Annotated in this window: 31 protein-coding genes; 1 reads left to right on the forward strand and 30 read right to left on the reverse strand. The window is 42.6% G+C overall.

The genetic code is table 11. The annotated features are described in order from the left end of the window. Positions 1 to 2 precede the first annotated feature (2 nt). The gene (locus NSS67_RS27210; RefSeq protein WP_339316853.1) at positions 3 to 2597 is read right to left on the reverse strand and encodes an alpha/beta hydrolase; all 2595 of its coding nucleotides are present in this window, start codon (positions 2595 to 2597) and stop codon (positions 3 to 5) included. Between the two features lie 322 nt (positions 2598 to 2919). On the opposite strand from NSS67_RS27210, the gene NSS67_RS27215 reads away from it, so the two are divergent. Next, positions 2920 to 3135: a hypothetical protein gene (locus NSS67_RS27215; protein ID WP_339316855.1), complete on the forward strand. Its 216-nt coding sequence runs from the start codon at positions 2920 to 2922 to the stop codon at positions 3133 to 3135. Positions 3136 to 3190: 55 nt separating this feature from the next. Here the strand turns inward: NSS67_RS27215 and NSS67_RS27220 are convergent, their stop codons facing one another. The 29 genes from NSS67_RS27220 to NSS67_RS27360 all read right to left on the reverse strand — a co-directional run bounded on the left by NSS67_RS27220 (position 3191) and on the right by NSS67_RS27360 (position 21637). Then, positions 3191 to 3925 (reverse strand): N-acetylmuramoyl-L-alanine amidase, encoded by a 735-nt coding sequence (locus NSS67_RS27220; protein WP_339316856.1) that lies wholly within the window; start codon positions 3923 to 3925, stop codon positions 3191 to 3193. After that, on the reverse strand, positions 3925 to 4191 hold the full coding sequence (locus NSS67_RS27225) for a phage holin family protein (RefSeq protein ID WP_339316857.1): 267 nt from the start codon (positions 4189 to 4191) through the stop codon (positions 3925 to 3927). Before NSS67_RS27225 ends, NSS67_RS27220 begins: the two co-directional genes overlap by 1 nt. A gap of 1 nt (position 4192) precedes the next feature. Further along, positions 4193 to 4438: a hemolysin XhlA family protein gene (locus NSS67_RS27230; RefSeq protein ID WP_339316859.1), complete on the reverse strand. Its 246-nt coding sequence runs from the start codon at positions 4436 to 4438 to the stop codon at positions 4193 to 4195. A gap of 63 nt (positions 4439 to 4501) precedes the next feature. After that, on the reverse strand, positions 4502 to 4633 hold the full coding sequence (locus tag NSS67_RS27235; protein WP_339316860.1) for an XkdX family protein: 132 nt from the start codon (positions 4631 to 4633) through the stop codon (positions 4502 to 4504). Then, positions 4633 to 5118: an XkdW family protein gene (locus NSS67_RS27240; protein WP_339316861.1), complete on the reverse strand. Its 486-nt coding sequence runs from the start codon at positions 5116 to 5118 to the stop codon at positions 4633 to 4635. The genes NSS67_RS27235 and NSS67_RS27240 overlap by 1 nt, the downstream gene beginning before the upstream one ends. A gap of 9 nt (positions 5119 to 5127) precedes the next feature. Continuing rightward, the gene (locus NSS67_RS27245; RefSeq protein ID WP_339316862.1) at positions 5128 to 6069 is read right to left on the reverse strand and encodes a hypothetical protein; all 942 of its coding nucleotides are present in this window, start codon (positions 6067 to 6069) and stop codon (positions 5128 to 5130) included. An 11-nt stretch (positions 6070 to 6080) separates the two neighbouring features. After that, positions 6081 to 6689 carry a putative phage tail protein gene (locus tag NSS67_RS27250; protein WP_339316863.1) on the reverse strand — a complete coding sequence of 203 codons (609 nt, stop codon included), beginning with the start codon at positions 6687 to 6689 and terminating at the stop codon, positions 6081 to 6083. A 3-nt stretch (positions 6690 to 6692) separates the two neighbouring features. Continuing rightward, positions 6693 to 7031, reverse strand: a complete 339-nt coding sequence (locus NSS67_RS27255) for a phage tail protein (protein WP_339316864.1) — start codon at positions 7029 to 7031, stop codon at positions 6693 to 6695. Between the two features lie 11 nt (positions 7032 to 7042). After that, positions 7043 to 8065: a DUF2793 domain-containing protein gene (locus NSS67_RS27260; protein ID WP_339316865.1), complete on the reverse strand. Its 1023-nt coding sequence runs from the start codon at positions 8063 to 8065 to the stop codon at positions 7043 to 7045. A gap of 1 nt (position 8066) precedes the next feature. Further along, positions 8067 to 8480 carry a phosphoglucomutase gene (locus NSS67_RS27265; RefSeq protein ID WP_339316866.1) on the reverse strand — a complete coding sequence of 138 codons (414 nt, stop codon included), beginning with the start codon at positions 8478 to 8480 and terminating at the stop codon, positions 8067 to 8069. A gap of 1 nt (position 8481) precedes the next feature. After that, positions 8482 to 9540: a baseplate J/gp47 family protein gene (locus NSS67_RS27270; RefSeq protein ID WP_339316867.1), complete on the reverse strand. Its 1059-nt coding sequence runs from the start codon at positions 9538 to 9540 to the stop codon at positions 8482 to 8484. Further along, complete coding sequence (locus NSS67_RS27275; RefSeq protein ID WP_339316868.1) at positions 9533 to 9946, reverse strand: DUF2634 domain-containing protein; 414 nt, start codon at positions 9944 to 9946, stop codon at positions 9533 to 9535. The genes NSS67_RS27270 and NSS67_RS27275 overlap by 8 nt, the downstream gene beginning before the upstream one ends. Beyond that, positions 9943 to 10236 carry a DUF2577 domain-containing protein gene (locus tag NSS67_RS27280; protein WP_339316869.1) on the reverse strand — a complete coding sequence of 98 codons (294 nt, stop codon included), beginning with the start codon at positions 10234 to 10236 and terminating at the stop codon, positions 9943 to 9945. The genes NSS67_RS27275 and NSS67_RS27280 overlap by 4 nt, the downstream gene beginning before the upstream one ends. Positions 10237 to 10238: 2 nt before the next feature. Further along, positions 10239 to 11204, reverse strand: coding sequence for a hypothetical protein (locus tag NSS67_RS27285; RefSeq protein WP_339316870.1), 966 nt, complete (start codon positions 11202 to 11204; stop codon positions 10239 to 10241). 4 nt (positions 11205 to 11208) lie between these two features. After that, positions 11209 to 11904 (reverse strand): LysM peptidoglycan-binding domain-containing protein, encoded by a 696-nt coding sequence (locus tag NSS67_RS27290; protein WP_339316871.1) that lies wholly within the window; start codon positions 11902 to 11904, stop codon positions 11209 to 11211. 14 nt (positions 11905 to 11918) lie between these two features. Continuing rightward, positions 11919 to 14342, reverse strand: coding sequence for a tape measure protein (locus NSS67_RS27295; RefSeq protein WP_339316872.1), 2424 nt, complete (start codon positions 14340 to 14342; stop codon positions 11919 to 11921). A gap of 57 nt (positions 14343 to 14399) precedes the next feature. After that, complete coding sequence (locus NSS67_RS27300) at positions 14400 to 14954, reverse strand: hypothetical protein (protein WP_339316873.1); 555 nt, start codon at positions 14952 to 14954, stop codon at positions 14400 to 14402. A 255-nt stretch (positions 14955 to 15209) separates the two neighbouring features. Then, positions 15210 to 15632 (reverse strand): phage portal protein, encoded by a 423-nt coding sequence (locus NSS67_RS27305; protein WP_339316874.1) that lies wholly within the window; start codon positions 15630 to 15632, stop codon positions 15210 to 15212. Between the two features lie 30 nt (positions 15633 to 15662). Further along, positions 15663 to 16124 (reverse strand): phage tail tube protein, encoded by a 462-nt coding sequence (locus NSS67_RS27310; protein WP_339316875.1) that lies wholly within the window; start codon positions 16122 to 16124, stop codon positions 15663 to 15665. 1 nt (position 16125) lies between these two features. Beyond that, positions 16126 to 17442 (reverse strand): phage tail sheath family protein, encoded by a 1317-nt coding sequence (locus NSS67_RS27315; protein WP_339316876.1) that lies wholly within the window; start codon positions 17440 to 17442, stop codon positions 16126 to 16128. A 3-nt stretch (positions 17443 to 17445) separates the two neighbouring features. Then, positions 17446 to 17640 carry a hypothetical protein gene (locus tag NSS67_RS27320; protein WP_339316877.1) on the reverse strand — a complete coding sequence of 65 codons (195 nt, stop codon included), beginning with the start codon at positions 17638 to 17640 and terminating at the stop codon, positions 17446 to 17448. After that, entirely contained in the window at positions 17637 to 18059 is a 423-nt protein-coding gene (locus NSS67_RS27325) for a DUF6838 family protein (RefSeq protein ID WP_339316878.1), read from the reverse strand. Before NSS67_RS27325 ends, NSS67_RS27320 begins: the two co-directional genes overlap by 4 nt. 2 nt (positions 18060 to 18061) lie before the next feature. Beyond that, a complete protein-coding gene (locus tag NSS67_RS27330; protein ID WP_339316879.1) occupies positions 18062 to 18466 on the reverse strand; it encodes an HK97 gp10 family phage protein in 405 nt (134 codons plus the stop codon). Next, positions 18463 to 18834 carry an ABC transporter ATP-binding protein gene (locus NSS67_RS27335; protein ID WP_339316880.1) on the reverse strand — a complete coding sequence of 124 codons (372 nt, stop codon included), beginning with the start codon at positions 18832 to 18834 and terminating at the stop codon, positions 18463 to 18465. The genes NSS67_RS27330 and NSS67_RS27335 overlap by 4 nt, the downstream gene beginning before the upstream one ends. 2 nt (positions 18835 to 18836) lie before the next feature. Next, entirely contained in the window at positions 18837 to 19208 is a 372-nt protein-coding gene (locus NSS67_RS27340; protein WP_339316881.1) for a phage head-tail connector protein, read from the reverse strand. Continuing rightward, on the reverse strand, positions 19147 to 19512 hold the full coding sequence (locus NSS67_RS27345) for a hypothetical protein (protein WP_339316882.1): 366 nt from the start codon (positions 19510 to 19512) through the stop codon (positions 19147 to 19149). The genes NSS67_RS27340 and NSS67_RS27345 overlap by 62 nt, the downstream gene beginning before the upstream one ends. A gap of 47 nt (positions 19513 to 19559) precedes the next feature. Then, positions 19560 to 20603: a major capsid protein gene (locus NSS67_RS27350; RefSeq protein ID WP_339316883.1), complete on the reverse strand. Its 1044-nt coding sequence runs from the start codon at positions 20601 to 20603 to the stop codon at positions 19560 to 19562. A 16-nt stretch (positions 20604 to 20619) separates the two neighbouring features. Further along, a complete protein-coding gene (locus tag NSS67_RS27355) occupies positions 20620 to 20991 on the reverse strand; it encodes a hypothetical protein (RefSeq protein ID WP_339316884.1) in 372 nt (123 codons plus the stop codon). Positions 20992 to 21004: 13 nt separating this feature from the next. Continuing rightward, positions 21005 to 21637, reverse strand: a complete 633-nt coding sequence (locus tag NSS67_RS27360; protein WP_339316885.1) for a phage scaffolding protein — start codon at positions 21635 to 21637, stop codon at positions 21005 to 21007. Positions 21638 to 21848: the final 211 nt, after the last annotated feature.

Below are 21848 nucleotides of genomic sequence, written 5' to 3' on the forward strand. Positions count from 1 at the left end.
AGCTATTCTTCATCGTCCTTCATTATAAGCGTTATTTCACGTAGTGCTGGACTAGTGTTTTTGACATCAGTAATTACTAGTCTAAATTTATGTTGTTTAAAGATCTCATCAACAACAAATTTCCCATAATAAATCCCGTCTTTCTCAACCAAATCTCTCACTAATATATCTGGGGTCCTATTTCTAAAAGCTTTTAGTCTAACTGCAGGTGAAGTATTTGTAATCGTTTCTTTACTTCTTTCAGTGAGAAGTTGAAAAGAAAAATTGCACGTTTGTCCAACCTCTAGTACTTCTGTTGGTGCACCCTCAAAATAAAGTGAGTATTTTTCTGCGTAACGAGCCTCAATTTCAATAAGTTCCGATTTAAAAGATACGCCTTTAACGTTGTCTGGAACGACTGTACCAGTAGTGACTTTGGAGCCTTTTACATCAATAAAACTAATGCTAAAATCTCCAAGCCCTATAGAATCATGTTTAAATATATTACCCCAAATCAGATCTGGCGTTATCGCTGATGTTGTTTCTTCCCACATTAATATCGGAATGTTACCCAAACTTAATTTAAGACTTTTGATTTCCTCTGTTTTTCCGAATTCATTTTCGGAATAGTAATCCAATTTCACGAATGAATTGATGTCATTCAATAATTCTGTTATTGGAACAGTTACCTCTTCACCTTGGGATACCTCCTGAAATTCCTGATCACCTAAACGGTAAAACGTTTTTGAAGCACCGCCCAGTGAAATACTGTCAAAAATCAAAATGATGCCTTCTGGGTTAATATTGATATTTATTTTGGTCTTTGGATTATTATTATCGATAGTAAAAGTATAGTCCTTTGCCAACAGTGAACGATTATAAATATCTTTCCCAAAAGCTTTAATTTTATGAATTCCGGAATCAAGTACAAGTTCTTCAGCTTGAGCATATTTCTTCGGAACTCCATCATCTACTGTATAATAAATATTTTCGACGAGTTCATTATTATCTGCAGTTATTTTCATTACAACTACGCCAGAAAAAAGAGGTCTGTACTTGATTCGCTCATTCCCTTGAACCTTTATTGTCAACTTAGGAACTGCATCTGTATTAGCAGTAATTAATTGCTTTGTGTAACTCCGCTTTTTAGAATTGTATTGCACATCATCGACAGTTAAATCTGCATCCTTAATATCACGAGATAATGGTATGCGTACAGTTGCAGCAATCTCATCCGATACCGGAATAGGATCAAAACTTTGCTCTATGACCTCATCACCATCAAAATATTTAACTGAAACATCGGCAACACCAGTGTCATAAGAATTTATTTTTATAATAATATCTTCGTCTACCTTTTCAGAAAAGAAAATATACTTTGCTTCACCAACATTAAAATACATTATGGAATCGCCTTTGGCTAACGGACTAATTTCTTCAACGCTCGTATCGAACACTCCTGCAATATATTTATGCTGCGAATCCATAACTGTTGAATCCACAGGACAAAGAACTTTTGCTAAAACTTTCCGATTAAATACGTCAGTAAAAGGTTCAGTATTAATATGTTGCGGTAATACATTAACCTTTCCGTTAATTGACCAATCAATAAAATTCAAGACATAATCTAAATTTGTTAAATTTTTATGTTCACCTTTGCAATAGTAAACATTTGCTTGATGACATGGAATACTACTCATTAATGGGACTACGCCATCTCCATTATCAAATTCACAGTCTCTCTTGAAGGGCAATCTTTTTTTGTCAGTTGTAAATGGAATTTTGTATATTGTCGGGACTTCGCATCCAATCAAACAGTCATGATCTATATAATCAGGTAAGGGTAATTGAATAATTTCTTGGACAGGTTTCATGATATCATTCCATATATTAGGTGCAGAAGCATTGATTCCGTTGGCATCAAAAAACTGTTTGTTATACAATGACTGTACCTTTAAAAGCATTTCTTCGTATGTAACCTCTTGTTCTTCCCCTACCAAAAATTTACCTTGCTCTAATTTATCATAATAGTGTTTACTCGGAAGCAATTGGTATACAGAGGGTAATTGTGCAGCTAGTAAACGTGTTTTCTTATCATCAAACATTTGTAAAACTTGCGAAAAATTGCTGAATAGACCTGGTTCACCAAACACTAGGCTTTTGTAAGCATCGGGAGAACCGTGCCAAGGAGTACCCAAAGTAATAAATTTTGTTACTTTGTTATGTAATCCTAGAGAATCTAATTCGTGTATCGCCATTTTTGATAGTATACCACCCATACTATGAGCTACTAAAACAATCGATTCGTGATTTTGGCTTTCGTTTACAATTCTCCTTGTTAATTGATCAACTATATCGAGAAGTGATTGTCTCCAATCATACGCAAAAAACGCAAAATTTTCAGGGGAATAGTGTTCCAGTATACCTTTATAAATTTCTGCTTTATAAAATCCAAATGCATTTACAATATTCAAAATCCCCTTTGCCTCAAGAGGATTATTAATATTTAATGCATTAAAATCATCTAGGTTTTTTGGAAACCACCGTTTATTATCTCCCTCGAACAGCTCACTACCTTTGATGCCTGGCACAAATAAAATGAATGGTTGCACTTCCACAATAAGCCTCCTAAATTTTCCATATTAAATATTCTCTATAATTCGCCATATTACATCAATTCCCTTCTTTTTGATATATACGTTTACCATATGCGTTGTTAAAAACACCAAACTGAGCAAGTCAACAAAAAAATAACCCCACCAACGCCCGGCATGGTCCATATCTTTATCACCAGGGAGTTATGTGATTACTATAATCCTCTTAGCTTAAATAAGTATGAAACCATTTGCTAAATTTTTATTATTGAAACCGATCAAACAAAGTAACGTATCAATCTTAATTTCCAAGTTACTACATATACAAAATGGAGGTGTGTATAAAATGAAGTTGTTCAGTCTATTGCTTGTAGCATTATCTGCCATTGTAGTAGTTGCCACATTCGGATTTTCAACATTCAGCGTAGTCACAGGTATAGTAGGAGGGCTTATTGCAGCATTTGCGATTGCAGGCTACTTGCAGTCTGTCAGACGTGATTATCCACTTAAGGGCTATGAGAACAAACAAGTTAAGTATCAATCGAACTATAATACGTGGTAAGCAAAAGCCCCGCCATAAACTGGTGGGGCTTTTCATATTCCCAAACGCTTAGGAATTACTTTGTGATATTAACAGTCTTTGTTTCTGCGTCATATACAACCGTAGCTCCTAGAGCCTCCGCTACAGCTCGCGCAGGTGTAAAGGTTGAGCCATTATCAATCACTCCATCAGCTACCTTCTTGCCGTTTACGTTGACTGTCACTGTTACATCTTTATTCACTGATGCCGCCTCCTTCTTTTTCAGCCCTAGGTACTTTGCAATCCCGGTCACGTGACCATCAATGATTGCTTGGATAACCACATCTTTTTTGAGTTTGGCAGCGTCGGTTGCCACATCCAAAAACAAATTTTCTGTCAGTACTGCTGGCATTTTACTCTCTCGCACCATGTGCAGGTTTTTTGCCTTTTGTCCCCGGTCGATCACGCCAACAGCAACCTTATTGAGCATGTACATAATCTCCTTGTGTAGGACGTTTTGTAGTGCTGGCGATGCGGCTGAGGCTTTTGTATATCTAAAGGTTTCAAAGCCACCAGAGCCGCCACCAGCGTTACAGTGGATGGACACTAGGAGATCAGCGCCCGCTTTGTTAGCTAGATCCGTGCGCTCCTTTAATTCCAGAAACACATCTGAACTACGGGATAGTAACACCTGAACTCCATCATAATTTGTCTCAAGTCTCTTTTTAATCTCCAAAGCCACTGGCAGTGCGATGTCTTTCTCTTTCAAACCATTTACAACTGCTCCTGGATCCTTACCACCATGCCCTGCGTCGATCCATACCTTCTTCATTATTCTTCACCACTTTTCTTTGCTTGCTTGACCAGTTGGTTACCATATACAGCCACAGCACCACACAAGATACCCTGTATAAAGCTTGTAATAACAAACCCTAACATCAGTACAGCAAATACGATGGCCACCAGCGTAACAATGTACACAATACTCCAGTCCGGTACTTTTGGCGTTTGTTTTAACCAATAACCGATGATCCAACAAGCTACGACAACAACCAATAATTCAGGATTAATAAACTCCATAACTGCATTCCATTCCATATTAATTTCCACCTTCCATAGTAAATTTTATGATTGCCAATATAACGGCTCCGACTATAGTGGTCCCTAACCAAAAGATTGTTTTGTCGATTTTGTCTAATCTGTGGTGGGCTGACCTTGCAGAAGATAATGCCTCTACAGCTGTTTCGTTGGCCGTAATCGCACGATCTAATTTTTTATCCATTTCATTTACTTTCGTTTCTACTCTCGTTATCCGTTGCAAAACCTCGGATTGTTCCATGCCCATCCCCATTCCCCCTCAACATAAATAGCCCCCGTAATAGCTACGAGGGCAAAATAAAAACGCCTACTATTCGGCGCTATCAGTAATCTCTTCAGCTTGTTTATCCGTTATCTTTTTGGCGGTAACAAATATTTGCACTTGAGCAACAGTGTAATAACCTGCATTGTAATAGCGTTTAATTGTCGCATACCAGTCCATTAGTCCACACCTCCCTGTACGATCATGAGCAACATATCGGCTGCGTTTTTATCTGCTAAATCCTGACGAGCTTGGGCTTGTGCTATCTCAAGTAGTAGTGCCGCGTTATCGGCTCGCAGTTGCTCGGTATCGGTCAGCTCCGGGGGTTTATTAGCTTCGGCTTCCTGGTACGCCACCCATGCAGCTTGTAACTCTTCTTCTGTCGGTTGCGGCTCGTCCAGATTCCAAGCGGCGATAAACTGCCCACGCGATACAATATCGTAGTCAACGCCCTCTACTAGTCGATTAAAGTCCACTACATAACGATAATGCACGCCCTCCACTAGCTCAGTTTCGTCTTCTTCAAGTGGTCGGATCTCGTAGCGCGTCTGTCCGTCTACACCTTCACGCAATACAGGCTCAGGTCCATTGTTTTGCACCATAAAATCGTGTATTGGATTAGCATTTGGGTATAGATGCATAATTGCTTGTGCTATGTTCATCATAATTCCTCCTTATGCTATTCTAACAATACTTGCGTGAGTATACGTATCTTCATTAGTAATACTTCCGGCAGAAGGGGAGAGGACGAAGATTTCAACCGTCATCCCTGCGTCCAATGAAAATTGATAAGAGCCTGCGATGGTGATGAGGGTTTGCCCCGCCCTAATAATCCCATCTGCAAGTTGAGAATTTAAACCGCCATTTATCGCAAAAAAACCTACTGCGTTTTGTATTGAGGAAGAAGTGGCTACCCTGAATCCAAACCGTGCCGAAACTATATATATTCCTGTTTCTGGAACCAAGAATCGCGAATTCATCAAGTCACAAACGCCTTTTTGGTCTGCGGTCTTATTCGACCAAAGAATCTTCGTTAAAGTATTTGCTGAGATATTCTGCCTTTCCGTAGCTGCAGATCTGGAGAGTTCTCCGGCTGCCCGCATTGAGGCTGTATTATCTCCCCAAGGTTTAATAACGCCATCTAATTTAGCTTTATCTGCCGGAGGTAGGAGTCCAGCAGTTGACGATGTTGCAAGGGCTGTGGAAGCTTTGGCATTAAGTTGTGTTTGTATGACACTAGTTACCCCATCCAAATATCCGAACTCTGCATTAGATACTGCCCCGGTCCCGATCTTGGAAGCATCAATCCCGGCTGCAGCATTAATATCCGCATTTACAATCACCCCTGCCGCGATAGCTGTAACCCCATCACCTGTGCTGGTAATATCTCCGGTATGGTTTGGATGCGTGTAGTTATTCGCACCTGTTGCGATACCCGCCAGCTTTGTTTTCTCAGGTGTTGTGTAATCGTTGGTAGACAGTTGTTTGCCAGTAACTTTATCAACCTTGCCATTAACGGCATTATCCAAGATATCCATATTTCCGTTCAGATCGGCTATATCAACGATATCTGTTCCCTCGGGCTTCTTTAAGCCCAAATTTCCTGTGGTTTGCATGTGTCACTCTCCTATCCAAAAGTTCTTAAGTCGTTCCATGTGCCAGTGCCAGCAGTATTCCAAGTTAACGTTTTAAGTGAATCCCAGAAGGTATACGTATAAGCAAACTCATACGCTAAGTGTGCCGGCTTAATTTCATCGATTATCTGAATTAGTCCAGCCATATTCGGTGGGATACCTAGAATGCCTATGAATCGAACGATGAATCGGTATTCACCTGGAACTTCCTCTACAGATACATCCCCACCAGCAAATGCCGATGCAGTTCGTTGTATCATTTCAGGTGTCGTTGTCCCCGTACCTCGCCGCTTAGCTCTAATCATTTCACGTCTACTCTCGTAAGACTTTGATGGATCCGAACTTAATCCAAGTTCGGTCTCCCAACGCGAAAGGCTCCATGTTGCAGTTTCAACATAAGCCTGGTCTAGCACGTCCTGCACCCCTATAGTTAAACCGTGTATCTCAATACCTAATGATTTCTGCAGTTCTTCTATTTCTTGTACGCCTCTGTAATAGGCAGGTAAGTATTTCATAAGATCGATCGTATCTAAATCGCCAATATCCTCTATTTCATCAGCAGAGAAAAGAAGATTGCTATATGAAGAGTCTCCGTATTTCAAGGATCACACCCCCTTCAATTGGTTCCATGTTACCGGACCCTTACCCATGTATTCAGAGTGCGTATGTGATGATGGAGGATACGTTGCTGGTTTTCCTGAAACGCCAGACCAAGGAACAGCATCAGCAATGGCAGCGTAATCCACTTTACCGTCATTGTTTGTATCATAGATACTTTTAAGCATATCTCCTGAGCTTTGAGCAGCTACCAGTAACACATTGCCGGTAGTTGTACCGATGTACAGTTTGCTTGTATCGGTACAATAACCAAGCTCACCGACAGCCAACGTTCCGATTGCATTTTCCAAACCTCGTCGGATCTGGATCATTACTTTTCTAGCCATTACCTCGCCCCCTAAAACGTACCGCCGTCAATCATTGCCACCGTGAGTTTATTTCCATTGGCTGTATCGTAGACAATACTAGAGTTATCTATGTTAGCCTCGATTCCTGTTGCGTTAACAATAATGCCTTTACCCGGTTTAGCAGCCACGGTAGTGGAATCTACAACGACCCCGTTTCCAGCTCCTACTGTTAATGTAACAGTATCTGACTGACCACCACCGGTTAGGCCGTTACCCGCCGTAATCGTCTGGAGTGCGCCACCAGTTCGAACCCAAGCTGTACCATTCCAACTGTAGATCTTTTGCTCGTCGTCCACATATGCAGTCCATCCTATAGCAGGGGTATAGTAAGCCCACACTCCGGATTGAAACTCTGCAATTTGATTTGTTTTCCCCGCCCATGCCCCTGTCGCTGATGCTGGAATAATATAACGGTCAGCTTCTGCCGGACTTGCCGGAGGGGCCAATAAATGTTGGTCTTTTACAGACGCTTGTGGTTCGATATTATGTTTTGCTAATTCGATTTCATTTTTGATTTTTTGTGCTGACCAGATATCGGTAATGGCTGTACCAGAATCATTAATGACTCGGTGTTTAGCTGCATCGTCAATATGGTTTTTAATCTCAGCGGCAGTTTTAGTATTCGTTCCATCTGACACCTTATTGATATGCCCTGCACTGACATCAGCCTTTAATACCTTTGCATAAGTAGCGCCATCCGCTATATTATCAAGCGAACCCGTTAAATCACTGAGGGCTTGAGAATTCACTCGCCGCCAAGCTATGCCATCATCAAAGTATAAGTATCCGTTATTTGCTCCGCTCGTTACATAAAACAGACGTCCGACCGATGCCGCCACCGGACGTGAAGCCTCTGCACCTGATAAAGCTCGCCCAACCATTGAGTTGGTAGTCCCATCTCCGATATATATTTCCTTCGTGTCTGAACAAAAACCCATCTCACCAGCAAGCAATGCGCCATAAGTACTGAGTTGAGCTTTTGTACCACGTTTTATTTGTATCGTCTGCGCCATCTTACACCCCTCTCATAAATGAACCGCCGTCTATCAGCCCACTCGATTTATACCTTTCCACCTCTGTTTGTGTGGCTGTTACTGCTTTCTGTAGCGCATTAATATCGTCTGCTTCTACGGTATCACCTGGAGTCTCATAGGTTACGTAAACTTCAGCAGCTCCACTAAATATCTTAATTAACCTACACCATGGTGTATCACTTGGAATGGTTAAGGTCCAGTTTGTCAATTTATCCCCCGTCAATTTACTCCCACTATAGACTTGGACAGTAGTGTTATTGATATTATCGTGATTCAGGAACCCCTCATAAACGCCTGCAACAAGTGTTATCCGTTCTTCAATGACATAATTGTTTCCTGTTGGATTTTTGTTCAGCTTTTCCTGAAAAACATCAATTTTACTCGGATAGGCCATGTTACACCCCCAATTCTACAGTACCGATCACTGGCACCTCTTCTTCGGAAAGAACAATGTTCCCAGCAGCTCCATTGAGCAGCAACCCAACATAATCAATAACCCCGTCAGTGCCTAAAAGGATTGATCCAATTACGGCCTGACTTACATAAGTAGATACAAATGATGCCGACTTACGCCAAGCTTCCAAGCGCTCCAAAAAGGAATTCTTTACACCTTGCAAGCTATAACCAGGTGCCAAGGTTACCTTAGCTGATATATTGATAGTTTTACCGATTGCCGAAGTAACTGTGACTACTGCCCCAATAGGCGCCTGCCCTTCACCTTTCCCTGCGGCTGGATCGATATAGTCTTGTACTTGATTTACAAGAACGCTTGAGGCTGGAGCGCCTTCTGTATTTATAATGACAACTTTTACGCTCTTCGGACCCGACCATAATGGAAATACACGAGCGCCGCCCACTCCAGAAACTTCAAGAGCCCATTCAATGTAATGATATTTGTTTCCGCTGGTCGCTGGACGTCTGGCAGAATCAAGGTACCGCCGCCTTAACATATCGTCAGTCTCCTTATCAGTCCCGGGGACAAGTAACTCTTTCAATTCAGCTCTTGCTAGATTATTAACAAAATCGATAGGAATTAAGACACCGAAATGCTGATTTCCCGCAATTCCTTCAACCTCTGCTTCAAGGCGATACTCCCCTAAAGAGAGTCGAGAAATTACTTTATAGTTGATTGCACCAATGGCGAAGCGACTACCAATTGGAATATCCATTAAGGTGTTAGCTGCGTTATAAAACAGCCCTCGGAGTTGCGCTTTTGTCGCCTTCTTGCGAGTCACACCGGACCATGCGATGGATCTATCCAGATAATCGCCACTAGCTGTATCAGCAAATATTAAATTCGCGTTAATATCTAGCTCAACATACATCTGAGCCAACTCCATTGCCGCCGGAGCCATGGCATCATAAATAATACTGCCTTCTCGCTTGTCCAGCCCATCCGGCACCCGATCTAGCATTCGTTCTAAGATAGTTTCAAACGTTTGGCCCTCATACACCGCCACTCACCTCCAATCGGTCTGTATAGTTTCCATAGTCGCTCTCTACGTCAAACAAGACGAGTGAAGCATCGCCATCATAGGTAAATCTAAAGTTGGTTACGGAAACGATACGATCATCCTGGAGTAACGCTTCCCTAGTCCAGCGTTCCACTTCGGTTTCAAATACCGCCCGGCCCCGCACCACTCCAACATCTGCCTCACTACCGTAATTGTCACTGTAAATCAGGTTTACAAATCGGATTGTTGAGAGTGTTTTTATAACTGCCTGTTTTACGGCATCCAACCCATCCACTATCACGGATCCTACACGTCCATTTACAAGGTCTAATTTATAGGTGAGGCTTGGTTGGGGCGTATCCTCCATGTCCTCATTTAGCAGTACATTGTCGCTCTGTGGTATCAATTACTCACCACCCTATCCATAATCACATAGCGTTGGCCGCCTTGCATCCGGATAAGAAGGAGCTTGTCACCGGCTACCAAGGGCTTTCTGATCTCATATTCAGTTGACCCTATAGCTAATTTAAATTCTGCAAGTGTCTCCGGAACAATTAAAAAACCCTCTGAAAGCGATAGCCGATTATCGACTAGCACCTCAAGAGGATTATCATTTGTTACGATTCCAAGTTGCACCTGAACCGGACCTGCAGCTTCTACTGCTTCCTGAGCAGCCCGCTTAATTGCTTCCAGCATAATTACACCAGCCTTAATTCGAGGTCCATAGTATGTATGCCACCTTCTTTTGAATGGCTACACTCATCGACCAAGAAGAATTTATTAATGTTCATCGCCTTAATATATAGATTCACGTAGCAGCCGGCTCTCATCCGATAATCTCCAAGAGCCTCTATGCTAAGTGTTCGTTTTTCTCGATTCTTCATAAACAGTTGCTGTACCAGTTGTTCTGTAATCTGAGCCTGATTCAGCTTCTCATCAACACTCTGGTATAACTGCAACAAACCCCACTTCGCTATACTGGCACTGTCTTTGGTGACGAAAGTTTCTCTCTTACCCGTCTCCTTGTTGTCCCGGTACAAAACAATTTGATTGTATGTCTCATCGTCTATGTTGCGACTGTAAGAGTAATCTGTCATAAGTGAATCATCACCCACCACAAAAGGAAAACGCATATTGGAAACATTACGTATCGTCAAGCTCCCGAAATCGTCGAAAAATACGAAGTTGGTCCCGTAATTGATCAACGTCTCATCTAACGCCATGCAGATCATATCGATAAACGTTTTGTCGTCGCGGATCTGAGAAGGAATAATGTATTTTGTATCTTCCAGCATCCCGGTCTTGAGCTGCATGTCTTGAGCAATCTTTTGAACTACCTGAGTTGCTGTCTGTTTCGTAAATACATAAGTTCCGCTATTCATTAAATACCTGACCTGATCATAGGCCAAGATACTTACTTCCTCAGACTTACCATCATCAATATTAAAAATGTAACCGTAAAAGACCCTTTGTCCCTCGTCCATGTACCGTACAACATCACCATTGTTCAACTGGAACTTTTTATCTTGCCATGGTCCACGGTCTACAAGGGTAAATTCTAGTGATGCTGCCTTTCCAATACGAACCGTCTTCCAAGATATATCAGTAACGATGCTGGATACATCCCAGATGGATCCATTTTTATTATCGATCAATAATTCCATGTAATCACCCCGGAAGCTTCAGGACGGAACCGATCTTGAGCGTCTTCAGTTGCGCATCCGTTAAGCCGTTTAACTTCTGAATCTCTTTCCATCGGCTCCCGTCACCGAGTTCTCTTTTAGCAATCTTCATCAAAGTATCCTCGGATTTGACGGTAACTGTTTTCGACTTGGTACGTTCATCTGCACGTTTCGCTGGCTCTTTCTTTGTTGTAGTGGTTGTACCGGCTGCTGTCTCGGTTGACTTCAGCTTCACTTTTTTAGCAGCATAAAAAACATACTCCTTCAAGCTAATGTCATATTCAAAATCACCTGGGGATCCAGCAACCTCTTTATAATTGAATTCCTCAATACTGGCCGCAATGTTGATTTTTAGACCTGTTGAGGTAAAAATAAACCGGATCGGCTTCCGCTTATTCATCCAGTTTTCAATCAGTTGGATGTAATCCGCGGGTTGCCCCCAGTTTTTTGATGATACATAACTTGGTACGGCACCACCTACAGCGATAGCCGGAAAAAAGCTGCTAAAGCTAATCTCTTTTAGCTTTGCAGCTTTGATCACATTGATTTCACCAAGATCAGTTATATTGTAGGTCTCCCCATCGCCTTCCCCACCGATCTCTATTTCTTCCGGAAGGACGGGGATTTCAAACCATATTGCGCGGTTGTTGAAACTCAGTTCGATGCTGTAGCCATCGGCCACACAACCACCCCCTTTTAGTTATAGAGACCCTTCGCGGTACTAGCGATCTCATCATTAAGCTTCTTCGTTATCTTTGATACAATCGAATCAACATTCGCCCGATTGGTTACTGGACCAGTCTTCATCTGAATAGTCGGTGTCAATGTCACAAAGTTTTGAATGTTCTTCATCTCAGCGACATCACGCATAACCTTTAGGTCTTCTTTACTGATATCAATTGGTTTTTCTACTTTACCAAGTTTATCGACTTTTTTTAATTTATCGGCTTTAGGAGAAGTAGCAGCACCTGAACCACCAGCAGCAAATCCCATACCTACTTCTTTTCCAGCATTTTGTAATTGATTTTGTTTAGCGGCTGCAGCTGCTGACTCATCTTCTCTCTTCTTTGTGCGATCATCCAGCATTTTCTGCGTTTTTGCTTCTCGTTCCTTCGCCTTGGCGGCTGCATCTGCATAGGCTTGGTCTTTTTTGGCTCCTGCGTAGTCTAGTGCAGCATCGGCAATTTTTTCAAAACTAAAGCTTCCTGCTATCTCATACGATGATCCCGTGATTTTATTTATGAGCCAGAGAACGTCATTGATCCCATCGATGATTCCGTTTATAACGGCGTCGTAAATCTTTCCGACACTACCAGCCCACCACGTAAACGCTTTGGCAATAGCTTCGACTACTGTCCAAAAATAAGCAGGAACTGTTGAAAAGAAATTAAATATCGCATTCCAAGCTCTTTGCCATCCTGCTGCAAATTCATCATTAGTCTTATAAAGTTGCCATATCCACGCTATTAAACCAACAATTAGTGAGATAATCAAAACTATTACATTTGCTTTCATAGCGGCATTAAGGGTTGCCCATGCTGCCCTTAGACCGAAAACGGCTAAGGTTTGTAAGAAAACTGCAGCTGTTCCTGTTCCGGTAGCTAAAGCATTGAGTCCCTGATTAATGGCCACAGCTAAGGTAGCAACTTTCCATGCCACAAATGCGGCTACTATCCCCCACACTATAGGTTCAATTAATGACCAATTGCTTGAAAAAAATTCATATACTTGCGCAGCTACTTGTCCTAAATAAACAACTGCATCGACAGCAGCAGAGATTCCAGCACTAAGCCCGCTCAAAAATTGATCCCCTGCACTCGTATCTAACCATGCCGTAAAATCTTGGACCATTTTTGTGATTTTAGCTAAAGGTCCCTCAACACCATTAATTGTTCCTACCCATTCTGCCACTTTATTCTGTAATATTGTGGTTGCAGATCCAAAAGTCATCGGCATCTGAGCAAACATCTTATCGATTTTATCACTTTGATTTTGGAATGCTTTAACGATCATTGCCGATGTTAATTCGCCATCCGCCCCCATTTGCTTGAGTTGTCCACGAGCCACACCCAACCCCTCTGCAAGTAGAGTCATCATTGCCGGTGCATTTTCTGAGAGAGAACGAAGCTCATCCCCTTGTAAGACACCAGACCCGAGAGCTTGCCCCATCTGGAGTATCGCTGCTGTTGTTTCCTGTGCTCCTGCCCCGGAAAGGACCAAACTTTTGTTAAAGCTCTTTGTGAAAGCAATGATATCGTCATCGTTTTTAAAGATACCTTGAGTGCTCATCCCAAGTTTAGTTACCAAATCAGCAGTAGCTTGGTAATTGGATCGCGTCTCATTTGCAGCAGCCATAACTTGCTTTTGAAGTTGGTATTGAGTTCTGAGACCATCGTTAACCATACCGAGACGCGCATTAGTTAATGCTACATCGTCAGATATTTCAAGTAGGCTTTTTGCGGCCGCAATTGAAAGATAAGCCGCAACTACGTTTTTGAGACTACCGAGCCAATTTGATGTGTTTTTCGTTGCTTTATTAATTTGTCCGTTTACTCTAGACTGTAGGTCGGCAATTTGCCGTTCTAGCCTAGCGATACGTTCTAGAGCTCTTTGTAGTTCACCAGCATCTGCACTTCGTGTTCTCAATTGTCGCGTTGATCTAATGAGTTGAGATACTAAGCGTTGGAGGTTTGTAAACATAGCCTCCAACGACCGAGGCAACTCAATCCGAATCCGTGCAACAACGCTACTTAACTCCGATTCTATTTGTCTTTTGATAATCGCAATTTGCGCGGAAATATCGGCGGCGTCGATTCTTATTTTAATTGCCGACTCTTCGTCACCTAGCCGCTGCCTAATCAGCGCTAATTGTTGTAATACTTCTGTTGAGTTAATGTTTATTCGTATTAGGCTACCTGTTCCAAGAGCGGCAATCTGCTGTTTAATCATATCTAAACCACTAATTACATCAAAGGCACTAATTCGAATCATCATCGGATTACGCATTTGAGCTTCTAATCTCGCCATTAGCTGGATCGTCGCTGCAAGAGCGGTATTGACCTGACCCAATCGCTGACTAAAAGCATCATTAAGCGCTAGGCTTGCAGCAATACTTGGCATATGCTTCCTCCTTCCTAAATAAATAAAAGAGCACCCCGTTTGGAGTGCTCTTTAGAATTATAATTGAACTGTCTGCTTAGGATTATCAATAATGATCGGCTTCAGTTTGTTTACTATTTTCTGTGCTCCAAAAGGACTATTCCCCCCATCGAACATTAGGGCAGTTAAATCACCTGCTACGTTGGTGTAATTAATGATGAGGTAGTATGTGTTTGTTTTCTTTTCTTTGCTAGTTGCTCTAGCTCCAACTACCAGACCAATTGGTCCGAACAACAATCCACCTGCTATTCCTTTAGCAGCACTTGATTTAACGATATTCGCAATTTCAGTATCTGTCTTGACTTCTGTCGCACGAATTTGAGTAGCATCAATTTTAAAGTCTGTCCCACCACCATTGATGACAAGACCCGTATCAGTAACAGATACTTGGCATTGAGTTTTTTCCGAAAGTGGTAATCCTTCGACGTGATGCAACAACACCTGTGCCGAAATTTTGTTTTCTTTCATTTGTTTTTTGGCTTTCTGCCGCCCTTTTATGGATATGACTATTAGAAATATCAACAGAAACAAAAGAAAAAAAAGTGCTCCTATGGCTATTAATGCACCCGTCACTAAGTACACCATCCCTTCAAAATCATGAAAAATATACCATCAATATATCAAATGTTCCATTAATGGTCTATTACTTTTTACGTGATTTTGATTTTGTTTTTGCTGCATCCTTTTTATCTTTGTCAATTCGAACTGATATCATGGCATATATAGCTGCTCGTTCTAGCTGCCCCATAGCCATAAGGTCATGCGGTAAAATGTGCAGCTCATGGAGAGCGTAGTAAGCTAAGTTAGCCTCACCGTCACCCTCCTCTATTAGTTTTTTACTTCTGCAATTTGATCATTGATATCCTGATCGAAACCATTGAGCGCTTGTACTTTTTCCATTAAGGATGAAAACTCGCCAGGAAGCAGCATTTTACGAATTAGTGGCTCAGCCCCCATAACGCCATAAGACTTCTGCAAATCCGCATTCTTCAAATCTGGGTATGCAATTGACGCCACAACCATCTTTGCCAGATACTCATTGGTATCAACTTCAGAAGTGTATTGTCCGTATTTCGCCTTAGAGCGCTTGGTAGCCGCTTTCCGTAGTGCTTGATTATCTTCTTCCGTGATACTACGCAACTTCCACGGAATTACCTTGTTATCTTTATCTTTAAATCTAGGAGAGACCACGAAATCCTCTGTAGTCTCCACTGCTGCGTTTTGTGCGTAGAATGCTGAAAAGTCGCTCATATAATAATTCCTCCTGAAATTTAATTTATTTTAATTGGTTGGTGCGTTAAATGCTTGACCCATATCAATATCCTCAAAGGTAAAATCGATATCCTCTTCTAGTGCATCAGACTCTGTATCCAGTGATACCATAACTACACTATCAAGGTTCACACCTAGTAAAGTAATTGTTTGAGACCCAATGGTAGATCCCGGATCTTCATTAGTTACCGTAATATCAAAGTTGGTATCTCTACCTGTCTTGATATAATCAATCATCAACTGACGAAACCGACTTGTCATATAGTAGATCGTCATACTACCGGTACCAGACCATCCGGTAGTTTTATGTTGCGTACCGCGGCGGCCCAATGTCTTTACCTCAGCCTTTTCCTTTTCAACAGAGGCTTCAAGAGTCTTGATATAAAACATTTCCTCGACCTGACCATTGATCGTGGCGTAGGCTCGTCCCTCTTGCCCACTGATTGTTTCGCTAGCCTTTAAGAAACCCATCTTATCTCACCTGCACTTTCATATATACTTTTTCGATACTATCTACTGGTTGAATATTGGCTTCAACATAGATGGCATCTGATTCAACACCAGGAAGTACTGTGATATCTGTCTGGGCATCAAAGTTTTGAATGGCAGAAATGCTCTGTAGACTATCCAGATAGATCACAGCCTCTTTACGAAACAAAGCTCGGCCATCAACATTGTTTGATACCTTACCGATGTAAAATGACTCAAAGATACGCTTCAAATCATTTGCAATTCCATCCAAAACTCGAAGCACACGATTTTTATGAAGTTGTTTCCCCTTCTTCGGAGTGTAAGAGAGGAAAGTATTAATATCCTGCTCAACCACGGCCCGATTAACGGACGGTGTAAAGAGAAATTCTCCAGCTTTCAAAGCTGCTTCAATCTGTGTGTTGGTGTAGCGTGGCGCCACATCTACAGCGTCGTCATATGCCGAATAAGTCAGAGACTCATTCATTTCAGCTGCTGCACTAGCCCCAGCTACCCATGCTGTGGCCTGCGCTGCTGTTAGTGTTGTCCCATCTGAGAGAACCACACCATTCTTAACGCTAATTACACCTTCATTGTCAGCTACTGGATAGTTCTCCAGCACGACTTGAATCTTCTTCCCCTCATTATCCCGTAGACGCTTTGCAAAGGCTGCATACACAGCTTTCAGGGCGTTATCTGTAGATGTCAATGCGGAGGTTTGAAAGTCATATAGTTCCAGCGCGGCTAAATAGGCTGTGTGATCAGCATTAGTCACAGTACCATTAGTACCGCCCACTAGAGGTGCTCCTGCACTTGCAGTCAGCGCACCGGTTCCACCCCAATCAATCCAATCATTAGCTTTGAGCCCAGCGATATTAGCGACCACCTGTGTATCGACTACTGCGTTATCAAGCAACGTTTTCACATCGAACTTGCTACTGTCGTCAATGTTGGTTTGTATTACAACCTTTAGATCGTTCCCCCGAGTACCACCGTATTTTGCTTTGGGTGTCAAATCGCCTATTGTAGCAGTTGCCTTAACTCCTTCATTAAGCTTGTAGAGTAACACTGTTCGCGCTCGCTTAAATGACTCACGCACCAGCAACAGTTCTGGGGCTGTGATGTCATACCCTAGTGTTTTAAATGTGTCCTCTCCTGCGACAATTGGCATGATGACTTTTGCGGCACCCCACGGTAGTGTCAGAGCCAATGAGGTAATCCCTCTACTACCGACCGTCCCTAAAGCCCCACCAGACGTTTCCACATTGACATATACGCCAGGTCTTTCTTTATTTTGAGTGGTCCATGTTCCACCGGCCATAATCTACTCAGCCTCCTTATTCTTAAATTCTTCGATGATCTGCTGTGCCTCAGCCGCCGTATACAACTTTTCTGGCTCCAGTAGCGCCGACAGGACATCTTTATCCTGGTATGAGTATTTGGTAGAGTTCAAGAACTGTTCCTTTGTATACGAAGCCTCAGGAGCTTCAATAGCTTCCTTTTCATTTTTCACACTCACTTAATACCGCCCCCTTGCTTCATAGTCTGCATTTTTACATCCGTTGCTTTCGTCCTCACGACATGGTAGTTATATTGGATGAAGAAATGCAGCACTCCATCCACAATTTCATCACGCATGCCGATACCGCGGTATCCTCCCTCAGCGCCGGTCACATACTCTAGTTCTGAGTACAGTCGCTCAGCCATGAGCTCGCATTCTTCCCGGGGTGCCGCGGCATCCTTGTGTGGAAAGTAATGAACATCGAAGGAATTCAAACGCCGATACCGCCGATTAATTTCCCTGTTTTGGCCGCCTTCGATGCGCAACACAAAAAAGCACGGCTGCTTCATGCCCTGCTCTACTGCTTCGTCATAAACTGGATACTCCGGAGTAAATAACGATAGCCTCTTTATAAGTGCGTCTTTGATATCCTGCATGCTCACCGCCCCATGTGCTTCTCCATGTATTTTTTCAGCTTCCGCTCCATGATCCCTGGCAACTCTCTCTCTAGTTCCTGCTCGGATAAGGTCAACATGAATTTACCGTTAACCCAACCGGTCCGTAGTCTAGTAACGTGTCCAAATTCTACATAGAGCGCATATTCAACATTATTTGTGATCTCTACGTGGATACCGCCACCAGCTAATCTAACTACCTCACCGATCTGCCAACCTCGCCTCAAGTCTCCGCTTAGAACCGGAGTTCTAGCTATAGTCTTCGCCAGTAACCGTCCTGCAAGCTCACGAATACACTCCTCCATAAACGCTGGAAATTCATTTTGCATCCGTTGAAGGCTCTTCTGAAGCTTTTTAACATCGGAGAAATCGAATTTACCCATGCTCATGCGTTCAGGACCTCTTTTAGTTTGATTTCCTGATGAGTAGCATACCTGAATGCCTTACCCGCCTGTTCTCCCTTGAACTCCATGCCATTCTGCTGAACCGTGATTCGACTTCCTGGCTTGATAGTTACATCAGGAGAGATAAACAGCTTAGCATCGTATTCCACCTTGTCTGACGTTACGGTCTGTGTCGCGCTTGGAAGAGTTGATTGAGAGAGTCCACAAGGCTCGTCAGCCAACACAACGACAGGCTGCTGCCGTGTTTTACCGCTCACTGGATCTTTTACATCCTTCATTTCCGAAACAGTACATAAGCCTTCATAGGTGCTCTCCAGCGCTGCCCGTTCCGCAGCTACCATGCCAAATTGCATAGTTACCACCTCAATCTGCGGAACGCTTGCAACTGAGCAGAATAGTTCCGCACGAAAGCTGCTCCAGATCCTACAGTAACTGTCGCCTTAGCGGATCCGAACGCTGTTGTAACATCTCCACGCTTGATACTAGTAACTGCTGGCACGGTCTGTTCGAATTCTGTAGGGTACTTCGTCCGGTAGTAATCCTCAGCAATATGCAGAACCACATTATCCAAGGCTTCTGGAATAGATGGTATGTTGCAATAAGTTTTAATCTCCTGGACGATAGTTTCCAAAACAAACAGCAGTCTACTATCCTTACTGGTATCTTCAAACGGTATCAGTAGTAATTGTTTCAGTCGAATTAGATACTTTTGGATCTCCTCCGGCATCTGCTTCACCTGCTTTCAGGATAACTGCAAGCACTTCCTTTATCTTCGAAGCTTCGCCCAAGTCAATACCATGTTCCTTAGCATATTTCTTGAGTGCTGGCAGTTTCATTTCTTCCAGCGGCACATCCTGCTCATCTTCATCATCATCAAATTCAGGCACATCTTCACGCCGAATTACTCCATCCTTAATGAGCGATTCCACTTCACTCGGCAGGATGGCAATAGTCTCACCAGCTTGATAAAACTTCCGGTTATATTTAGCGGTTATAGCTAGGGAGATATCAATACGTTTTTCTTCAGCCATTTTTAATCTTCCTTTCAAATGGGGGTAAGAGAGGCATCAGCCTCTCCTTATGCTACTTTAACGATGTAAATGTTATCGATAGACTCAAACGATGGCAGGGTAATTTCAGAAACGATAGTTTGAACGTTGACAGGGTGAGGTTCTTTAATAGTAGTGATAGCCACACCAGTTTCAACAATATTAACTTGGGCTACAGTTGCTCCACTCATAAGATCAGCTTCCTCAGGCGTTGTACCAAAGTATGTGTTACCTAAAGTGCCATCCGGAATAAACGTAATGAAGTCATCAGGGTAATATAAATGAGAACTTCCATCCTGCAGTTCGTACTTCTTGTTGTACACCGAAATAGAAATCCCCAGTTTATTCAGCAGGTACTGTCTCATGAGAGCATCAGTCATGATGATGTTTTGGCCGCCTAGCGGATTCATATCCAAACGAATCGCTTTGTTCTTCATGATATATCCCCATGTCTTGCGTGTGCAGATTGCTTTAGTTAATTGAACGCCACGGTCATCATCCATGGTTTGTTGGATTTCCTGAATATCTCCAACGATATCAGCATCAGGATTAGACCATTTGTCATCACCAGTTAAAGTAACTTTGTGATTATCAGGCATCTGATAGTCGTAATCATAATTTTGGCGGTTAGCAGTAATCAAAATCTTGCCGGTAGACAAGAGTTGCATCCGCATACGTTCCGGGTTGACTAGTGCGCCTTTCACAAGCGTAGTCGCATCGTCGTAAATGTTATTGATCAGCGGCATATAATACTGCTCGTTTGTAGATGCCATCAATTCAAGAAGTTCCTGACGCTCTTCCTCTCCAATGCTCATTGCTTCTCGGAAGAACGGCATCTTTGTTTTAACATCCTTGAATCCAATACGGTCCCTCAATGTGGCTTTTGCATCAAATGCAGACGGCATGAGTGCAACTGGCAACCCCTTTGAACCTTTAATCCATTTCAGCGTAAGGCCTTTTTGCTTCTTAGATGGGAAAAGTGTTTCCCCAAGGTAAGGAATTTCCTCAGATGTGACAGTGTTATAATACGTGCCGATGCTTTCCGCATCAACAAGATCAAAAATTGTTTTCATGATATTTTCCCCTTTCTTATTTCAGAAATGTAATCTGCTTCAAAGCTGAAATTTCTTCAGCCGTCGGAGCAGTTGGTATTTTTACTAGGTCAACAAATCCGTGAATCATCATTGCACCCGGTGCTGGCCCGTCGGTTACATCAACATCATTGAACAAAACACCTTCTGCATTTGAAACTCCGGTTGTAGTAACTGCTTTTTTTGCAAGTTTTGTCTGATCAGTCAGAATCCCGTTTCCGAGAATAGTTCCAGCAGGAACAATCTTCTTGCCTTCTGTATTTGCTGTGATCCCTGTGTTATCTACAGTCACAGCCAAATTGACGTAATGGTCCGGAAATTTATGAATCTGCTTTCTATTTCCGTATGTCGTTGTAGTAAATTTACTCATTACTTTTCACTCCTTAATTGAAATATGATTCTCTTGCCTTTTCCAAATCTTTACCCCCAGCGTTCCTTTGATCAGCTAGAAGTTTTCCAAAGTTTTCTGGTTGTTGTCCGCCGCCTCCGCTTGGCTTACTATCAGATGGCGTTGTCCCGCGGAAAGCTGGAGGCTTGCTTTCCTGCTTTTCTGCAAACAAAAAGCCCTTGCTTTCCCGCAGGGGCTTCAGTAGATCATCCAACCCACCTTTAATCGAGCCGTTTTCGTCCAGTTGGATTTGGGATTTATCCAAGAGTCCAGCAACAATATCTGGATCGTGAGCATCGCCGGTCAATGCCATCTTAATTGCGGTGCTCATTTTTAATTCACTGAGGTCAGATGAATATTTATCAGCTGCGGTTTTGTTTTCATCCTGCAGCTTTGTGATTTTCTCCTGAAGAGAAGCATTGTCTCCGGCTGACTTTTTCAAGTCTTCCAATTGTTTATCCCGATCTTTCAAGGTATCTTCCGCAGTCTTTTTAGCCGTATTGACCTCATTGAACTTGTCCTTTGGAATCCAACTGCCATCGGACACTAACGCAATTTTATGTTTGTCACCTGCCTTTTCAAAGACTTTGTTGAACAATTCCTCTCCAAGCAATTCTTTCAAATCCATCTATAACACCATCCCATTTGGTTTATTTAGCGCAACCCCGCCATGGGCAGCCGTAATACTCCGGCAAACGAGCAAAAAGGGCCGCGGCAGTCTCAACCGTGGCCCAATATAAAAAGCACCCTCGCGTATTGGAGAGTGCTTTATTTCTTGCTTTTCAATTCTTTTCTCGTCTGTTCAACTTCTTCCTTGGAATACCCACACTGTTTCATGA

Source organism: Paenibacillus sp. FSL R10-2734 (genome assembly GCF_037963865.1).
GTDB lineage: Bacteria > Bacillota > Bacilli > Paenibacillales > Paenibacillaceae > Paenibacillus_AQ.

What these genes read in the sequence shown, in the direction of transcription:
- NSS67_RS27295 (WP_339316872.1), bottom strand. Translation starts at nt 14,342, where the DNA reads ATGCCAAGTATTGCTGCAAGCCTAGCGCTTAATGATGCTTTTAGTCAG.
- NSS67_RS27330 (WP_339316879.1), bottom strand. Translation starts at nt 18,466, where the DNA reads ATGAGCATGGGTAAATTCGATTTCTCCGATGTTAAAAAGCTTCAGAAG.
- NSS67_RS27215 (WP_339316855.1), top strand. Translation starts at nt 2,920, where the DNA reads ATGAAGTTGTTCAGTCTATTGCTTGTAGCATTATCTGCCATTGTAGTA.
- NSS67_RS27345 (WP_339316882.1), bottom strand. Translation starts at nt 19,512, where the DNA reads ATGGCTGAAGAAAAACGTATTGATATCTCCCTAGCTATAACCGCTAAA.
- NSS67_RS27285 (WP_339316870.1), bottom strand. Translation starts at nt 11,204, where the DNA reads ATGGAATTATTGATCGATAATAAAAATGGATCCATCTGGGATGTATCC.
- NSS67_RS27220 (WP_339316856.1), bottom strand. Translation starts at nt 3,925, where the DNA reads ATGAAGAAGGTATGGATCGACGCAGGGCATGGTGGTAAGGATCCAGGA.
- NSS67_RS27260 (WP_339316865.1), bottom strand. Translation starts at nt 8,065, where the DNA reads ATGGCGCAGACGATACAAATAAAACGTGGTACAAAAGCTCAACTCAGT.
- NSS67_RS27280 (WP_339316869.1), bottom strand. Translation starts at nt 10,236, where the DNA reads ATGCTGGAAGCAATTAAGCGGGCTGCTCAGGAAGCAGTAGAAGCTGCA.
- NSS67_RS27315 (WP_339316876.1), bottom strand. Translation starts at nt 17,442, where the DNA reads ATGGCCGGTGGAACATGGACCACTCAAAATAAAGAAAGACCTGGCGTA.
- NSS67_RS27360 (WP_339316885.1), bottom strand. Translation starts at nt 21,637, where the DNA reads ATGGATTTGAAAGAATTGCTTGGAGAGGAATTGTTCAACAAAGTCTTT.
- NSS67_RS27355 (WP_339316884.1), bottom strand. Translation starts at nt 20,991, where the DNA reads ATGAGTAAATTTACTACAACGACATACGGAAATAGAAAGCAGATTCAT.
- NSS67_RS27230 (WP_339316859.1), bottom strand. Translation starts at nt 4,438, where the DNA reads ATGGGCATGGAACAATCCGAGGTTTTGCAACGGATAACGAGAGTAGAA.
- NSS67_RS27265 (WP_339316866.1), bottom strand. Translation starts at nt 8,480, where the DNA reads ATGGCCTATCCGAGTAAAATTGATGTTTTTCAGGAAAAGCTGAACAAA.
- NSS67_RS27305 (WP_339316874.1), bottom strand. Translation starts at nt 15,632, where the DNA reads ATGAGCGACTTTTCAGCATTCTACGCACAAAACGCAGCAGTGGAGACT.
- NSS67_RS27225 (WP_339316857.1), bottom strand. Translation starts at nt 4,191, where the DNA reads ATGGAATGGAATGCAGTTATGGAGTTTATTAATCCTGAATTATTGGTT.
- NSS67_RS27240 (WP_339316861.1), bottom strand. Translation starts at nt 5,118, where the DNA reads ATGATGAACATAGCACAAGCAATTATGCATCTATACCCAAATGCTAAT.
- NSS67_RS27325 (WP_339316878.1), bottom strand. Translation starts at nt 18,059, where the DNA reads ATGCAGGATATCAAAGACGCACTTATAAAGAGGCTATCGTTATTTACT.
- NSS67_RS27255 (WP_339316864.1), bottom strand. Translation starts at nt 7,031, where the DNA reads ATGGCTAGAAAAGTAATGATCCAGATCCGACGAGGTTTGGAAAATGCA.
- NSS67_RS27350 (WP_339316883.1), bottom strand. Translation starts at nt 20,603, where the DNA reads ATGAAAACAATTTTTGATCTTGTTGATGCGGAAAGCATCGGCACGTAT.
- NSS67_RS27310 (WP_339316875.1), bottom strand. Translation starts at nt 16,124, where the DNA reads ATGGGTTTCTTAAAGGCTAGCGAAACAATCAGTGGGCAAGAGGGACGA.
- NSS67_RS27245 (WP_339316862.1), bottom strand. Translation starts at nt 6,069, where the DNA reads ATGCAAACCACAGGAAATTTGGGCTTAAAGAAGCCCGAGGGAACAGAT.
- NSS67_RS27340 (WP_339316881.1), bottom strand. Translation starts at nt 19,208, where the DNA reads ATGCCGGAGGAGATCCAAAAGTATCTAATTCGACTGAAACAATTACTA.
- NSS67_RS27235 (WP_339316860.1), bottom strand. Translation starts at nt 4,633, where the DNA reads ATGGACTGGTATGCGACAATTAAACGCTATTACAATGCAGGTTATTAC.
- NSS67_RS27335 (WP_339316880.1), bottom strand. Translation starts at nt 18,834, where the DNA reads ATGCAATTTGGCATGGTAGCTGCGGAACGGGCAGCGCTGGAGAGCACC.